Origin of the sequence: Solibacillus merdavium, from assembly GCF_014836935.1 — a bacterium.
Lineage (GTDB): Bacteria > Bacillota > Bacilli > Bacillales_A > Planococcaceae > Solibacillus > Solibacillus ferritrahens.
Genome location: NZ_JACSPW010000024.1, coordinates 16288 through 32153, shown reverse-complemented (window position 1 = coordinate 32153; position 15866 = coordinate 16288). Strand labels below are relative to the sequence as shown.

Here is a 15866-nt window from a genome sequence, read left to right as displayed (position 1 = left end):
AAAATCGAATGAAAAATGCCTCTTTTGTGTTGAAAAACGAAAACGTTCTAAAAAAACGAAGGTTTTTCAGTGCCCTCATATTTAATAGGGCGGCTTTTTTTTGCTGCAAAAAAACTTCGACATCCGAAAGAAAATCAGTATAATAAAATGGAGATGAGTAAATATTAAGAAAATTAGAGGGATTTATGAGAACACATAATGAAAAAATGAGTATTTACCATGGAATGGCTTCAGCCGTTGCGCAAAATACTTCAAATAGCTATATTCCGATATTTGCTATGACAATCCTTGGTGCAACAAATTATCAGGTTGGGTTAATTAGTTCTTTACCTCCATTAATTACATTACTAATGACATTACCGGCTGCCGTTTTGTTAAATCGAGCTATTGAACAAAAAAGACTAGTTGCCTTTTCTGTTTTAGCCGCTCGATTTGTATTTTTGCTAATCGCATTTGTTAGTTATGTACCAGGGAGCTTTGGTTCATGGCTGCTTTTGGCGTTGATTGCTGCGATGAGTGTACCGAATACGATGGCTAATATGGGTTGGCAATCTTTTATCGGTAATATTATCGAAGACACACGCAGAGCACAGTTTTTCAGTGATCGGAATCGATTGTTAACAATTGTAGGTTTAATCGTTACTCTGACTATTGGTGTTGTTATGAAGGATATGACGGCTAATCAAATCGCCTACCAAGTATTATTTATGTTTACTTTTGTAGTTGGGGTTGTAGAGCTTTATTTTTTATTAAAGCACGATGAACCTGTACGAGAGCTAAATATAGATAAGAAGCGTGCGATGGATTGGTCCATTTTCAAAAATAACAAATATGTCTTGTTTTTAATTGTTGCACTTATTTTTAACTTTGGTTGGCAAATGGCGTGGGGGCTTTTTAATATTTATAATGTACGATATGCAGAAGCAACTATTTTTTGGATTAGTATGTTCAATGTTGCGAATATGTCAGCACAAATTTTTTCGTTTTCATTTTGGCGTAAATGGTCACAAAAATACGGCAATATGTACGTATTTGTATGGGTAGCATTTGGTATGTCGACAGCACCTTTATTAATGGTTTTATCGACCAATCTATATTATTTGGTAGCCATGTCATTACTATCCGGTTTATTCGTTTCGGGGACTGTATTAATTCTATTTAATTTATTATTGGAAAATTCCCCACAGGAAGTACGTACTTATTGTATTACGAGCTATAATGTGTTGCTTGCTACGATTGCATTTACCTCTCCGCAAATCGGTATTTGGCTCCTCGAAACATATACGATGGAAGTAGCTATGTATTTATCGACAGCTGTTCGTTTTTTAGCGGCAGTGGGCTTTTTCGTGTTGTATATTGTGAGGAAAAGACGGGATAGTTCGTTAGTGCCATACTAATTGATGATGAATACTTTCCAAGAGAATGTGTGATAAAATAAAGGCGATTAGAGAAAAAGGATGCGATTACTAGTGAAATTAATTATTGGTTTAGGAAATCCAGGAAAACCATATGAACATACCCGCCATAATATAGGTTTTGATGTGATTGATGAATTAGCAAATCGATGGAATTCGCCATTAAACCAAACAAAATTTAATGGTATGTATGCAACGGTTCATCGTCCTGAAGGAAAAGTCATTTTATTGAAGCCATTAACATATATGAATTTATCAGGAGAATGTGTGAGACCTTTAATGGATTATTTTGATATAGAAATTGAAGATATTATTGTTATTTATGATGATTTAGATTTAGAAACGGGTAAACTAAGACTACGCAGCAAGGGAAGCGCTGGTGGGCATAATGGAATTAAATCATTAATACAGCATTTAGGTACACAAGAGTTTAATCGAATCCGTGTCGGTGTAAACCGCCCCCCTGCAGGCATGAAAGTGGCTGACTATGTATTATCGAAGTTTTCAAAAGAAGATCAGCCTATAGTAAAAGATGCGATTGATAAGAGCTGTGATGCAATTGAAACAGCATTAACAAAGCCATTTTTAGAAGTGATGAACAAATTCAATGGCGCATAAATTAATTAAATGATGGCTATACTTTAACATACATAAGTGTTTTAAAGGAGGCCATGGGAGATGCCTGTACGCTACCTATGTAGACATTGTAAGGTAGAGATTGGTACTTTACCTTTTGAGGCAGAAGAAACTATTAAGAAAATTCATTTATTTGAAATAGGTGAAATAGATGATTATCTTGAAAAAAACGAGCGTGGAGAAACGACCGTTCATAGTATATGTGAACACTGTGAAGAGTCATTGCGTCAGTTCCCTGATTATTATGCGCTTAAAAAATGGTTACAGTAAAGGAGTTGCTTTGGTCGCATACAGTGCGCCAAGGCTTTTTCCGTTTCTATATCCACATATCAAAATAGAGAAAGGGGACTATACGTGGATACGATCCATCAGTTATTAAAAAGAGATAAACAGATTGATAATGTTATAGAGCAGATAGAGAAGAATTTAGCGAATGACTACCTCATAACAGGATTGACCGGTAGTGCTAGGCCAGCTTTAATTCATACGATTTACCAGGAGACGAACAAATCCATTTATATTGTATCTTCAAACTTGCTGCAGGCGCAGAAATTGGTCGATGATTTAAGTGCATTAGTCGGTGACGAGCATGTTCACTATTATCCTGCGGAGGAATTTATCGCAGCTAATATGACGATTTCCTCTCCAGAGCTTCGTGCACAGCGTATTGCGACATTGGGGAGATTAGTAAATAAAGAGCGCGGTATTTATATTATTCCAGCTGCAGGAATGCGCAGGATGTTAAATGCACCTCAGGACTGGCTTGGACATGAGCTTTCAACGTCTTTAGGTGCGGATGTCGACATTAGTCAGTGGTTAAATAAACTCGTTGAAATGGGCTATACGAGAAGTGAAATGGTGACTACTCCTGGTGAGTTTGCCATGCGAGGGGGAATTTTGGACATATACCCGCCATATGCACAAAATCCAATTCGAATTGAATTGTTTGATACAGAAGTAGATTCCATTCGTACATTTTCAGCGGACAATCAGCGCTCTATTGAAAAGTTAAATGAGATAAAAATTCTGCCTGCAACGGAGCTCATTCTTACAAAAGATGAGCGAATCATTCTTGCAGACCGCCTGGAAGTATCGTTGGCGGCAAGCTTAAAAAAGGTTCGTAAGCAAGAAACACAGGAATTGCTTATGCAAAATATTACACAAGATATTGAATTGCTTCGTCATGGACATTTACCGGATCATATTGCAAAATATGGCTCGTTATTATTTGAGAAGCCACATTTTCTGGGCGATTACTTCATGCAAGATGGCCTTGTTTTATTCGATGAATTAGGACGAATTCAAGAAGTAATGGAAGCATGGGAACGCGAGGAGAGTGGCTGGTTTATTTCTTTAATTGAGGAAGGGAAAATGCTTCACGATGTAAAGCCTTCCCATTCAATGAAAGAATTGCTGGCCATTTTAAAGCAACAAAAAGTATACTTTGCATTATTTACGCGTACTTTTGCAGGTGTCACGCTTAAAAAGACGGTTAACTTTTCATGCAAGCCGATGCAACAATTCCATGGGCAGATTGCATTATTACAAAATGAAATCGAACGTTGGACCCATGAAAAATTTGTTGTACTCTTTACTGCTAATTCCGAAAATCGTATAAAGGCCATGCAAAATTTACTGGATGACTACCATATTGCATCTACAATTGGTTATGCAGAGGCACCCGGTATTTATTTAGTAAATACAGCATTGTCATCAGGTTTTGAGCTTCCACTACAAAAAATAGCAGTCGTTACAGATGATGAGCTGTTTAAACAACAGGCGAAGAAAAAATCACGTCCACAGCAAATGACAAATGCTGAGAGAATTAAATCCTATACCGAAATTAAACCTGGGGACTATGTTGTGCATGTACATCACGGAATCGGGAAATATATCGGTATCGAAACACTAATTGTAAATGGTACACATCAAGATTATTTACATGTTCGCTACCGTGAAGATGATAAATTATATGTACCTGTTGATCAAATTGAGCTTATTCAACGTTATGTGCCCTCAGGTGAAAAGGAGCCAAAGCTTCATAAACTTGGCGGGACTGAGTGGAAAAAGACACGCACTAAAGTTTCGAATGCTGTACAAGACATAGCAGATGATTTAATTAAGCTTTATGCAAAGCGTGAAGCAGAAAAAGGTTTTGCATTTTCACCTGATTCGGATGAACAAAGAGGTTTTGAAGCGGCCTTCCCTTATGAAGAAACGGAAGATCAACTGCGTACAATTGCTGAAGTGAAAAAAGATATGGAACGTGAACGCCCGATGGACCGCCTAGTCTGCGGTGATGTAGGGTATGGGAAAACCGAAGTTGCGATTCGTGCTGCATTTAAAGCGATTTTAGATGGTAAACAGGTAGCTTTTTTAGTGCCAACAACGATTCTTGCACAGCAACATTATGAAACGATCTCGAAGCGCTTTGAGGATTATGCTATTAATGTTGGGCTATTAAGTCGATTCCGTACTAAAAAGCAACAAACGGACACATTAAAAGGTTTACGGGAAGGAATCGTTGATATAGTGATAGGTACACATCGTATTTTATCGAAAGATGTAGTGTATCAGGATCTCGGTTTACTTATTGTCGATGAGGAGCAGCGTTTTGGTGTTACCCATAAAGAGAAGATTAAACAGCTACGGACTAATGTCGATGTGTTGACACTAACGGCTACACCGATTCCACGTACACTCCATATGTCAATGGTTGGAGTCCGTGATTTGTCCGTTATTGAAACACCGCCGCAAAACCGTTTCCCTGTACAGACATATGTAATGGAGCATAATGGTGCACTTATTCGTGAAGCGATTGAACGTGAAATGGCACGAGGGGGGCAAGTCTTTTATTTATACAATCGTGTGGAAGATATCACAAGACGTGTAGAGGAGATTCAAATGCTTGTTCCCGATGCACGTATTGCATTTGCACATGGGCAAATGACCGAGGCAAAGCTTGAATCGGTTATTTTAGGGTTTATTGAAGGAGAATTTGATGTCTTAGTAACGACAACTATTATTGAAACGGGCGTTGATATTCCAAACGTGAATACATTGATTGTGCATGATGCAGATCGAATGGGTCTATCTCAGCTTTATCAGCTGCGTGGACGTGTTGGTCGTTCGAATCGTATTGCATATGCCTACTTTATGTATGAGCGCGATAAAGTGCTTACAGAAGTAGCAGAGCAGCGATTACAGGCCGTAAAGGAATTCACGGAACTTGGTTCAGGCTTTAAAATAGCTATGCGTGATTTATCTATTCGTGGGGCGGGAAATTTACTGGGTGCGCAGCAGCATGGATTCATTGATTCCATCGGTTTTGATCTATACTCACAAATGCTCGAAGAAGCGGTGGAAGAACGACGCAGCGGTGTGAAAAAAGAAGAAAAGCAGGATATTGAAATTATGCTGCATATTGATGCGTATATTCCAGATGCGTATATTCCGGACGGCTTCCAAAAAATCCAAATGTATAAACGAATTAAAGCAATGGAGCGCATTGAGGATTATTTAGAAATAATTGATGAATTACAGGACCGTTTTGGAGATTTACCAGTAGAAACGGAGCGACTCATGCGCATTGCACGTATGAAGGTATGGGCAATGGAGGCGGGTGTGCTGTCGATTAAAGAAAAGCAGCAAACCGTATCGATTATCCTCTCGGAGGAAGGTACAGCCAATACAAATGGCGCGCAAATTGTAGAGCAATCGATGGAATTTGGGCGAGCAGTGGGCTTCGGAATGGAAGGAGCACAGTTGGTGGTAACAGTGGACTACAATAAATGTGGAAACCACTTACCATTTGATGTAGTAGAAAAAATCATAAAAATTATTGCATCAGCCAAAAAAGAATCATAAAAAGAGAGGGAATCTTAAAAGTTTTTAACTTTTAACATTTCCTCTCTTTTTAATAAACAAATGAATTACAGGAAGGATGGTTGCACACTATAATGAACACCACTCGCATAATTCAGACGTTGAAGTAATTCTTCGCGATTGCGATGTTCTTCGCGCAAATCCAAAAATTGTTTCTCTCTTGTCGTCGAAAATGAAACTAAATCGCGCTGACCATTCTGTTTTTCCAAATAACGCTTAAAAATACCATTTTCAAATTTTGTAACGGTTTCAGCACGTTCTTTAGACAAATCAGGATAATAAGCTAAATGTGTTCCTGCATAATATTGCTGTTGTCGATATGCATCAGGTGTAGTGGTAATACGGTCTACTTTTAGCATGAGAAGCACCTCCAAAAAAGTTATCTATCTTTGTTAATATCCTTTTTCATAAAAACAAAACTATTTTTGAAATAAAGCGTTGTAATTTCCTATGCCTAGTACGAAAATTTAGGTCGTAAAGCCCATTTGGTCGAAAGAATTGAAAGGCTATATTTTGTTTTTTACTGTTACATTTATGCATAGTTTCAAGTTTTTCATACCATACTAGTTGCATCATACTGTGAAATGATGTGAAAGTGAGGGAACATAAACGATGAAAGCAACAGGAATAGTTCGCCGCATCGATGATTTAGGTCGTGTTGTTATCCCAAAAGAAATTAGAAGAACTCTTCGTATTCGTGAGGGCGACCCTTTGGAAATTTATACAGATCGTGAAGGTGAAGTAATTTTAAAAAAATATTCACCAATTAATGATTTAGGTGAATTTGCACAACAATATGCGGAATCATTATTTGAAACATTAGGTACCCCAACATTAATAAGTGACCGTGATGAAGTAATTGCCGTTGCGGGCGTTTCCAAAAAGGATTATGTTTCAAGACGCTTAACGGTTTTTGCGGAAGATATTATTAAAAATCGGTCTATTGCTAGTGAGAAGCTAGAAATGTCGATTGAACTTGTAGCTGGACAGTATGAACAAGTAAAATCGTATTGCATAGTGCCTATTATTGCGAATGGAGATCCGATTGGTGCTATCTATTTAATATCAAGAGCACACTTTATCGGAGAAACTGAGCAAAAGACAGCAGAAACCGCAGCAAACTTCTTAGCAAAACAAATGGAAAACTAAAATCATGTAAAAACGTCCATAAAGATGGGCGTTTTTTATTTGTCTGTCATAATGCTAAAAGTAGTTATTGCAGTGATCGACTAAAAATACGAGTAGATTTTCATGATATAATTATTACATTGTATGAAATAGAGGAAGGAAATAGAATGACTTCGCAAAGTTTTGGTATGAAAAATTATATGAAGGGTGCTCTTCTCTTAACAGTTGCAGCACTCATAGTAAAAATATTAAGTGCTGTATACCGTGTTCCTTATCAAAATTTAGTAGGTGATCAAGGATTTTACGTCTATCAGCAGGTGTATCCATTTATTTCATTTTTTGTCGTATGGACATCTAGTGGGTTTGCAGTTGCAATTTCCAAAATGCTAGCAGATATTGAAGGGCACGGGGGCACCTCTGAATATAAAAATTCAGTTTCACGTGTTATCTTTTATTATTTAACAGTGTTATCCCTTTTATTTTTCTCTTTATTGTTTTTTGGTGCGCAGCCATTGGCAAATTTAATGGAAGATCCTCAGTTAGCAGGGTTATTGAAGGTTGGTTCATTTATTACATTATGTATGCCGCTTCTTGCGATTTTAAAAGGAAACTTCCAAGCTAAGAGCAACATGCAGCCTGTAGCTTATGCGCAAGTTTTTGAACAAACGATTCGAGTATCGATTATTTTAATTGGTACAATCATTTTAATACAATATACGCAATCCGTTTATTCAGCTGGAAAGATAGCGATGCTCGGAACGGTCATTGGGGAAGTTGCCGGGATTGTGCTTCTTTTATATTTTTTAAAACGCTCATATACTCCTTCAAGGCAAACAGCTATAAAAGTAAAGATATGGCCAATTTTAAAAGAGGTAACATTATATAGCATCGCCATCAGCATGAGTGCCCTGTTATTATTATGCTTCCAGCTTGTCGATTCCTTTACTATCTATAAAATGCTTATCCAATCAGGGATGGCTTCGATACAGGCTATGGAGGTAAAAGGAATATATGATCGTGGGCAACCACTTGTCCAACTTGGTATTGTTATTGCTACCTCATTATCGTTAGCCATTGTGCCACTTGTTGCATTGAAAGCGCACAAATCGGATGGACGTGGTGAAAAGCCATTCATTCAGTTGACATATCGTAGTTCATTATTATTCGGAGTGGCATCAGCACTTGGATTAATATTAGTCATGCCATATATCAACCAAATGCTATTTATGACAGATGCTTATTCGGAAGTGTTGAAGCTGTATTCGTTTCAAATTGTCCCATTATCAATAATTTTGACATTTACGGCGATTCTTCAGGGCTATAGTAAATTAAAAGTTCCGGCTATTTGTTTAGGAATGGGAATTATACTGAAGTATATAGGGAATGCATATTTCGTTCCGAAGCTTGGAATTTTAGGTGCAGCAATGGCAAGTAACATCGGGCTTATATTTACTGCGATTGCCCTAATTATTTATTTAAAAAAGTTAACATCAATTCGTTTTGCGGATTTTCAATTTTATAAAAAATTGGCACTTGCCTGCATCATTATGGTTGTTGTTGTGAATAGTACAATTTTTGGCCTGAATTGGGTATTTACAGGCACGCTGAGTCGTGTTGATGCACTTATTTATAGTGTGCTACTCGTGGGGGTAGGTGCTTTTAGCTTTATAACAGCAGTGGCGAAAATGCGCGTTTTAACGGAAAAGGATTGGTTTTTAATCCCGCTCGGTAGAAGAATGGCCGCATATCAGCTATTGTTAAATCGAAAGAAGTAGGTGTTTATATTGAAACAATTAACAGTCATCGGTTTAGGTGCTGCCGATTTTGAACAAATGCAAATGGGTGTTTATAGAAAAATTAAATCCGCTAAAAAGCTATATGTACGCACAGAGGATCATCCTGTTTTACAGGATTTGAAGCGAGAAGGAATTGAGTTTACGAGCTTTGATGAAGTGTACATCAAGCATGGTTCATTCGGTCCGGTTTATGAGGAAATTGCAGAACGTTTAATTGAAGCAGTGGCGCAGGAAGACATTATGTATGCGGTCCCAGGGCATCCCCTTGTAGCAGAGCAAACAGTCCAGCATTTAATTGCAGCTGATCGTGAAGGACGTATTCAGCTGATTATTGAAGGTGGGCAAAGCTTTTTAGATCCCATTTTTGGTGCATTAAAGATTGATCCTATTGAAGGATTTCAGTTATTGGATGGTACGAGCATGTCGCAGCATGATATCAACATGCGGCAACACATTTTAATTGCACAAGTATACGATTCATTCAGCGCGTCCGAAGTGAAGTTGACGTTAATGGAAAAATACCGTGATGATTATCCAGTAACGATTGTAACGGCAGCGGGATCATCACAGGAGCAGCTGCGTACAGTGCCACTTTATGAGCTCGATCAGGTAGCTGAAATTAATAACTTAACAACGGTTTATGTGCCTCCTGTTGCATCCGATGAAGATGCACTGCGTGATTGGACGACATTCCGTCAAATTATCGCGACATTGCGCGGTCCAAATGGATGTCCTTGGGATCAAAAGCAAACACATGAGTCTTTGAAAAAATACTTATTGGAAGAAGTACATGAGTTTTTGGCGGCAGTGGATGCAGAAGATGATTTTGCAATGGTAGAAGAGCTAGGAGATGTTCTTTTACAAGTCTTTCTACATGCTCAAATTGGTGAAGATAATGGCTATTTTACATTGGAAGAAGTACTAGCATCAGTCAGTGAAAAAATGATTCGTCGACATCCCCATGTATTTGGTGATGTTACAGTAGACGATGCTGATACGGTTATTGCCAACTGGGAAGAGATTAAAAAACAAGAAAAAGCTCAAACAGCACATGAGTCGCTTTTAAAAGATGCATATAGTCCATATTCATCGCTCCAGACATCTTTTAACTATCAGAAAAAAGCGGCTACAGTTGGGTTTGACTGGCCGAATGCCGAATTTGCATGGGGAAAATTTGCTGAAGAATGGCAAGAATTCCGAGATGAAATTACACAAGGGTCAACAATTAGTCGAACAGATGAGTTTGGAGATGTATTGTTTACACTTGTTAATATCGCTCGTTTCTATAAAATTTCACCGGAAGAAGCGATGCTCCATGCAAACGAGAAGTTCGCACGTCGCTTTCATTTTGTTGAACAAAGTGTGAAAAATAGTGGGAAAGCATTTAATGACTTTACTTTAGAACAATTAGATGCATTTTGGGATGAAGCCAAACAATTAGAAAAAGGGGAGTAATTTTATGCGTTTAGACAAATTTTTAAAAGTTTCACGATTAATTAAACGTCGTACATTAGCAAAAGAAGTGGCAGTACAGGGGCGGATTATGATTAATGATAAAGTAGCCAAAGCAAGCAGCACCGTGAAAGTAGGCGATGAGCTTGCGATACGCTTCGGTCAAAAAATTGTAACCGCTCGAGTTGAGGAATTGCGTGAAAATGTAAAAAAAGAAGAAGCTTTAAAAATGTTTACTATCGTAAAAGAAGAGCGTCTCGAGAAGGTTGAACCAGAATTTATTGATGACGACGAATAATGAGGAGAGCATGACCAACTTTTTGTGTCATGCTTTTTTTGATTGTTGCATATAGTGTACAACTATAAGCTCAAAGGGGGACTTGCATTGACTATTCATCAAGAAAGTAGTCGTTATACCATTTCATCTGGGGATCATTTAGTAACGGTTCGCAATAGAAAGCGTATGGACATGACATCTGTAAAAAGTATTGAACGGTTCGATCAGGAAGAATTTTATGTAAATACATCACAAGGGCACTTACTAATTCGAGGAGAAGAGCTGCGTATCGTACATTTGGATGTGGATAAAGGATTGCTAACGTTAGAAGGGGAAGTGAAGACATTCCAATACGATGAAAGCGAGAATGGTTTGTCAAAAAGTTTCCTTCATAAATTATTTGGATGATGATGAGTGCACAACTTGTAAGCATCCTCGTCATGTTTATAAGTGGACTAGCTGTAGGTGCCATCATCGACTGTATAAGAATTAATTTAAATCGTATCCCCCTTAAAAATATTAGACGGATCACATGGCTTTTAGAATGGCACGTCTGGTTGATATTAGGGGTTAGTACGTTTTATCTGTTATTTTTAGTAAAAGGAGGGCAATGGAGATTTGTGGACCCACTTGCCCAATTAGCTGGAATTGCAGCTTATGAAGTCATTTTCCAAAATAGCTTTCGTTTCCTTGGAAGGGTATTCATCAATATATTTATAAGACCCATTTTATTTATAGGACATGTAGTTGCCAAAGTCATAACAAGTATTATAAAGTTATTAAAAACAATAATTGTTTTTTTATGTAATCCAATTATTAAATTATTTAGGAAATATTTGTTAAAAAACTTTAAAACACAGTAGGAAATTTGTATAATTAGAACGAATATTAATAGTGAGGGAGGAGACGGAAATGGGAAGAAGAAATGTGCAAGAAGAGCTACATAACCAAAATGTACAGCCGTTAAATAACGACTATGTCCGATCAAATCCGCAAGCTCGAGCTCAAATGAAAGCAAAAATAGCTGTTAGACGACGAAGAAGAATGGCGGTATTTTTCATTCTTGCAACGGTAGCAATTGTTGTATTAGTAAAGGCAAATATGGTTCAACATGAGCGTCTCGCTGCTAAAGAAGAAGCAAAGGTGGCTGCTACCGAACTATTAGATGAAGCATTAAACAAACAAGAGCTTTTAAACTTGCAAATAGCAAAATTAGAAGATGATGAATATATTGCCAAGTTAGCGCGAAAAGAGTTTTTCCTTTCCGATGAAGGCGAAATTATTTTTACTATCCCTAACAAATCCGAAAAAGATAATGACGAAAAAGATGAAGATTAGAGATCGTTTTAACGGTTGTTGGTTACAATTGTTTAAGAATGAATGCTACTTTGAAAATTTAATAAAAAAACCAATCAATATGTTCATTTTGTCATAAAATACTTGGTATTATTTGCCTCTAGTTAGAGTGTCTTGTTGACACTCTTTTTATGTTAGCTATAATTAGAGAAGAAACTATTGAACAAAAGTTTCATTATAATTGATAAATGGCTTTTCAACCGAAGAGTCTCTTAAAATTTAAGGAGGAGCATTTTTTTTATGTCAATTGAAGTAGGCAGCAAAGTACAAGGTAAGGTAACAGGCATCACAAATTTCGGTGCATTCGTTGAGCTTCCTGATGGGAAAACAGGTTTAGTCCATATTAGTGAAGTGGCGGATAACTACGTAAAAGATATCAATGAGCATCTTAAAGTAGGCGATGAAGTCGAAGTGAAAGTGATGAATGTTGAAGCGGATGGAAAGATTGGTCTTTCAATTCGTAAAGCAAAGCCTCAAGCTGAGCGACCAGAGCGTCCACAGCGTCCTCGTCGTGAGAATAACCGTTCAAACGATCGCAATGATCGTCAACCAAAAGAGAATTTTGAACAGAAAATGGCGCGTTTCTTAAAAGATAGCGATGAACGTTTAACTACATTAAAGCGTGCTACTGAATCTAAGCGCGGTGGTCGTGGAGCTCGCAGAGGATAATTTTGCTGGCTGTTTGAACGTAGAAAAAGTGTCAAATAGATGAAAGATAAGGCAGTGTTAAAAGTCAAATTGACTTTTAACACTGCCTTTCTTTGTATAAATATTACGGCTCCTGCAGTAAACTCATGCTACCGAGCAAATCCTCAATGCGTATAAGTTATTCTTTTTCGGCATTATGCTTTATTAGCAAGCGAATAAGTGTAATGAAACAGAAAATCCCGCCAACAAGACCAACTGCAATCATTATAATCTGTAGTGGGAGAGGCAAGTTGGTTAAAATAACGCCTCCGACAACTAAAAGCATGCTGACACCACAAAGAAAAGCCAAGTATGTAAAGTTTTGTACCAAAGAAAACGCCTCCTCTTACTTCAACATTATAAAGTATAAAGCAAAAAGATTGTTATGAAATCCCAAAATAGAAAAAAGCCGCCTAGGAAATAATGTTTTCCTAAACAGCCCTTAAGATGACCCGTACGGGATTCGAACCCGTGTTACCGCCGTGAAAGGGCGGTGTCTTAACCACTTGACCAACGGGCCTAAAAAATGGTGGCGGCAGAGGGAGTCGAACCCACGACCTTTCGGGTATGAACCGAGTGCTCTAGCCAACTGAGCTACACCGCCAAAATTAACAACAGAACTAATAATACAATGCGGTGCAATAAGTGTCAACAACAATTTCCGCTAAATTTTGAGGCCTTTATGAAGGGGTAAATGGGTAATAATTATTTTTTTGTATTTTGATTAGAAATTAAGTTGAAAACGTGCATATTCCCTTAAAAAATCCGTCGAACAATTTTTTATAAGCAGTCCTACAAACAGACAAAATTCACTTTTCAAGGATTTGTATAATAGCGATAAAAAGAAAAGGTGATAGTAAAAATGGTGACATTAAACAATCAAAATGAGTTTCAAACATTTAATTTAAGCCTATTATTATATAAAGAAAAATCGAAAATGATAATATCAAGTGCTATAGTCTTTCTAGCCTTTTGTTTTGCTCAGGCTGTTTTTTTTGAAGCAGTTGTTCCATTGTTTCTACCTTTCTGGCTTATTATACGGACCCGGTTTGCTGCTTTTCAAAAGAGTGCATTACTAGGAGGGATAATCGGAACTTGCTTCCTTGGCTTTGGGCAAGTTGCTATTGTTTTAGTACAATTGCTTTTCATGGAATGTCTCGTAAGATTTAAGTTTTTGAAACTATCTCCATATATTTTGCTCGCAAGCAGCATCGTCATCGTACAACTATTGTGGCAAATGATGTTGCATAGTGGTACACCGTCTGTAATGGTATTATTCTATATTATTTATGAATGCTTTTTCTCCGTATCTATGTTATTTTTTATTCGACTTCTGACATTGCAAACTAACGAAGTAGGTCAGTTTGAATGGACAAGGGACAAAATCACGGCAATCATGATTATTTTGGCCGGGGTAATGGTGGGTATGCAAAGCATGACTCTCCTTTACTTTTCATTACCGCTAATTTTACTTCACTTTCTTATTTGTCTCGTTGCCTATACTTCGACTGTTGGGGCTACTGTAATCTTTTCATTATCCCTTGGGTTCTTTATGGGACTAGCGAATTTGTCCTTTACAGGTATGATGATCTTATATGCTTGTACAGGTTTGGTGGCAGCAATAGTTCAAAATCAGGGGCGTTATATAGTTGCTTTGTTTAGCTTGCTTCCTAGTATATTTTTCTTTTTCTATGATGCGACATTACCGATAGACAGCGTTTATTTTTTATCGATGTTGACAGGTACGGTTGGATTTTTATTAGTACCGAAAAAAGTGCTTTCTTATTGCCAAATGTATTATAAGCAGCAAACGGTCAGTATCGTTCAAGTGAATCGCAATGAGGTAGTGGAAGTCCAGCTTAAGCAATTTCAGCACTTTGTGTCATTTATGAAGGAACTTGTTTTTGAGCGGTTTACACAACCATCAACAAAAAACGAAAAGAAGGTAGAACCATTTTTAATTTGCTCTAGCTGTTTCAAATATGAACAATGCTGGGGGGGGAATAGAGAAATGGAAGAGACAATCAATGCTTGGCGATTAGCAAAAAGAAGTCCAAAACCTGTTGGATGGATGCGCGTTGAGGAACAACTTAAAGGAAAGTGTATAAAGTCATCTAAACTGCTGGAAGAGCTAGAGTCGGCAATCCAAAAAGAACATATGGAACGCGAATATTATCATGGTAAAAAAATGATTGCGTTACAGTTGCGTGATTTAAGCAGTCATTTTGAAAAGCTATTAAGCAGTCACCAGTTAGATGTCGGAACAACAGAAGTAGATGGGGATATTCAACAATATTTAAATGAGCGCGATATCCATTGTCTACACATTCAGTGGTTAAAAACAGAAATAGGAGATCGGGAATTCATTTGTTATATTGCAGATCAGCGCGATACACACGTTGTGATCCAACATCTAGAACAACAATTATTTGAATTGCTACATGAACCACTGAAAGGTGAAACGATTTATGAACAGCAATCGCCTATTTTTTATCGACAAATAAAGTTTCGCTCGGCAATTCGTTATCAATTGGAGTATGATATATATACGTATTCACATGCCCACCATACGATTTCCGGGGATTCTTACCGCGTATTTCCAATTCATCCGGGATTAATGGCGGTTATGCTATCAGATGGTATGGGGACGAATGTAAGGGCACACGAAGAAAGTGAACGTTTAATTCAAATGATGCAAGATTGTATAACGTATAACATGGATCCTGAAACGGCTATGCATACGATGCATTACGTGATGTCATTAAAAAATGATTCTGATATGTATGCTACGATGGATTTTGCCCTAGTCGATTTACAGTTCGGTCATTTATGGTGCTGGAAAGCAGGCGGCATGACAACTTACGTTTTAAGGGGACCCGATTTATTTAAAATAGAAAGTACAAGCGCCCCAATCGGTTTTTTACCGAATTTTGCAATCGACACTGAAATGACTCCATTATTATCAGAGGATGTTATTTTAATGATTTCGGATGGATTATTTTCACCATCCGCACAGTGGGATGCTCAAGAACAATTATTTATCAGGTTGATTCGTCAAGGAATAGAAAAAGGTGCCTCTATCCAAGTTGTATTATTTGATGTAATGACTCAATTCAAACAAATGTACCCAATTGCGGACGACTGCACTGTCATGTTATTCCGTCTGCAACATGTATCAAAGCCATGGCAAGTATTTCGACCAACAATCAAACATTGAACGGTATATGAGGTGAA

General features: G+C 37.6%; 15 protein-coding genes and 2 tRNA genes. 13 read left to right on the top strand and 4 right to left on the bottom strand.

What is annotated here, in order from left to right; all coding sequences use genetic code 11:
* Nucleotides 1-185: 185 nt before the first annotated feature.
* The 4 genes from H9632_RS17410 to mfd all read left to right on the top strand — a co-directional run bounded on the left by H9632_RS17410 (nucleotide 186) and on the right by mfd (nucleotide 5918).
* On the top strand, nucleotides 186-1397 hold the full coding sequence (locus H9632_RS17410) for an MFS transporter (RefSeq protein WP_191705333.1): 1212 nt from the start codon (nucleotides 186-188) through the stop codon (nucleotides 1395-1397).
* A gap of 72 nt (nucleotides 1398-1469) precedes the next feature.
* Complete coding sequence (pth, locus tag H9632_RS17405; RefSeq protein WP_191705332.1) at nucleotides 1470-2033, top strand: aminoacyl-tRNA hydrolase; 564 nt, start codon at nucleotides 1470-1472, stop codon at nucleotides 2031-2033.
* Between the two features lie 60 nt (nucleotides 2034-2093).
* A complete protein-coding gene (locus H9632_RS17400; protein WP_191705331.1) occupies nucleotides 2094-2321 on the top strand; it encodes an anti-sigma-F factor Fin in 228 nt (75 codons plus the stop codon).
* 84 nt (nucleotides 2322-2405) lie between these two features.
* Complete coding sequence (gene mfd, locus H9632_RS17395; protein ID WP_191705330.1) at nucleotides 2406-5918, top strand: transcription-repair coupling factor; 3513 nt, start codon at nucleotides 2406-2408, stop codon at nucleotides 5916-5918.
* A gap of 65 nt (nucleotides 5919-5983) precedes the next feature.
* Here mfd and H9632_RS17390 read toward each other — a convergent pair whose 3' ends face one another.
* Nucleotides 5984-6295, bottom strand: a complete 312-nt coding sequence (locus H9632_RS17390) for a hypothetical protein (RefSeq protein WP_191705329.1) — start codon at nucleotides 6293-6295, stop codon at nucleotides 5984-5986.
* Between the two features lie 253 nt (nucleotides 6296-6548).
* On the opposite strand from H9632_RS17390, the gene spoVT reads away from it, so the two are divergent.
* From spoVT to H9632_RS17350, 8 genes are all read left to right on the top strand, one after another.
* Nucleotides 6549-7085: a stage V sporulation protein T gene (gene spoVT, locus H9632_RS17385; protein WP_191705328.1), complete on the top strand. Its 537-nt coding sequence runs from the start codon at nucleotides 6549-6551 to the stop codon at nucleotides 7083-7085.
* Between the two features lie 146 nt (nucleotides 7086-7231).
* Nucleotides 7232-8839: a putative polysaccharide biosynthesis protein gene (locus H9632_RS17380; protein ID WP_191705327.1), complete on the top strand. Its 1608-nt coding sequence runs from the start codon at nucleotides 7232-7234 to the stop codon at nucleotides 8837-8839.
* A 9-nt stretch (nucleotides 8840-8848) separates the two neighbouring features.
* Nucleotides 8849-10315, top strand: coding sequence for a bifunctional methyltransferase/pyrophosphohydrolase YabN (locus H9632_RS17375; RefSeq protein ID WP_191705326.1), 1467 nt, complete (start codon nucleotides 8849-8851; stop codon nucleotides 10313-10315).
* Nucleotides 10316-10319: 4 nt separating this feature from the next.
* Nucleotides 10320-10610 carry an RNA-binding S4 domain-containing protein gene (locus H9632_RS17370; protein ID WP_191705325.1) on the top strand — a complete coding sequence of 97 codons (291 nt, stop codon included), beginning with the start codon at nucleotides 10320-10322 and terminating at the stop codon, nucleotides 10608-10610.
* Nucleotides 10611-10697: 87 nt separating this feature from the next.
* Nucleotides 10698-10997 (top strand): sporulation protein YabP, encoded by a 300-nt coding sequence (yabP, locus tag H9632_RS17365; protein WP_191705324.1) that lies wholly within the window; start codon nucleotides 10698-10700, stop codon nucleotides 10995-10997.
* Nucleotides 10994-11452 carry a spore cortex biosynthesis protein YabQ gene (yabQ, locus tag H9632_RS19150; RefSeq protein ID WP_336047031.1) on the top strand — a complete coding sequence of 153 codons (459 nt, stop codon included), beginning with the start codon at nucleotides 10994-10996 and terminating at the stop codon, nucleotides 11450-11452. Before yabP ends, yabQ begins: the two co-directional genes overlap by 4 nt.
* Nucleotides 11453-11501: 49 nt before the next feature.
* Nucleotides 11502-11927, top strand: coding sequence for an FtsB family cell division protein (locus H9632_RS17355; RefSeq protein WP_191705322.1), 426 nt, complete (start codon nucleotides 11502-11504; stop codon nucleotides 11925-11927).
* Between the two features lie 258 nt (nucleotides 11928-12185).
* Nucleotides 12186-12614, top strand: coding sequence for a S1 domain-containing RNA-binding protein (locus H9632_RS17350; RefSeq protein WP_008408265.1), 429 nt, complete (start codon nucleotides 12186-12188; stop codon nucleotides 12612-12614).
* 157 nt (nucleotides 12615-12771) lie between these two features.
* Here H9632_RS17350 and H9632_RS17345 read toward each other — a convergent pair whose 3' ends face one another.
* From H9632_RS17345 to H9632_RS17335, 3 genes are all read right to left on the bottom strand, one after another.
* Nucleotides 12772-12963 (bottom strand): sodium:potassium antiporter, encoded by a 192-nt coding sequence (locus tag H9632_RS17345; RefSeq protein WP_191705321.1) that lies wholly within the window; start codon nucleotides 12961-12963, stop codon nucleotides 12772-12774.
* Between the two features lie 117 nt (nucleotides 12964-13080).
* A tRNA-Glu gene (locus tag H9632_RS17340) sits at nucleotides 13081-13152 on the bottom strand.
* 7 nt (nucleotides 13153-13159) lie between these two features.
* Nucleotides 13160-13236, bottom strand: a tRNA-Met gene (locus H9632_RS17335).
* 258 nt (nucleotides 13237-13494) lie between these two features.
* Between H9632_RS17335 and H9632_RS17330 the strand changes: the two genes are divergently transcribed.
* Nucleotides 13495-15849 carry a SpoIIE family protein phosphatase gene (locus H9632_RS17330; protein WP_191705320.1) on the top strand — a complete coding sequence of 785 codons (2355 nt, stop codon included), beginning with the start codon at nucleotides 13495-13497 and terminating at the stop codon, nucleotides 15847-15849.
* The last annotated feature ends 17 nt before the right edge of the window (nucleotides 15850-15866 follow it).

Excerpts from the sequence above, each read along its gene's own strand:
- H9632_RS17410 (WP_191705333.1), top strand. The coding sequence starts at position 186 with ATGAGAACACATAATGAAAAAATGAGTATTTACCATGGAATGGCTTCA.
- H9632_RS17400 (WP_191705331.1), top strand. The coding sequence starts at position 2,094 with ATGCCTGTACGCTACCTATGTAGACATTGTAAGGTAGAGATTGGTACT.
- H9632_RS17390 (WP_191705329.1), bottom strand. The coding sequence starts at position 6,295 with ATGCTAAAAGTAGACCGTATTACCACTACACCTGATGCATATCGACAA.
- spoVT (WP_191705328.1), top strand. The coding sequence starts at position 6,549 with ATGAAAGCAACAGGAATAGTTCGCCGCATCGATGATTTAGGTCGTGTT.
- H9632_RS17380 (WP_191705327.1), top strand. The coding sequence starts at position 7,232 with ATGACTTCGCAAAGTTTTGGTATGAAAAATTATATGAAGGGTGCTCTT.
- H9632_RS17370 (WP_191705325.1), top strand. The coding sequence starts at position 10,320 with ATGCGTTTAGACAAATTTTTAAAAGTTTCACGATTAATTAAACGTCGT.
- yabQ (WP_336047031.1), top strand. The coding sequence starts at position 10,994 with ATGATGATGAGTGCACAACTTGTAAGCATCCTCGTCATGTTTATAAGT.
- H9632_RS17355 (WP_191705322.1), top strand. The coding sequence starts at position 11,502 with ATGGGAAGAAGAAATGTGCAAGAAGAGCTACATAACCAAAATGTACAG.
- H9632_RS17350 (WP_008408265.1), top strand. The coding sequence starts at position 12,186 with ATGTCAATTGAAGTAGGCAGCAAAGTACAAGGTAAGGTAACAGGCATC.
- H9632_RS17330 (WP_191705320.1), top strand. The coding sequence starts at position 13,495 with ATGGTGACATTAAACAATCAAAATGAGTTTCAAACATTTAATTTAAGC.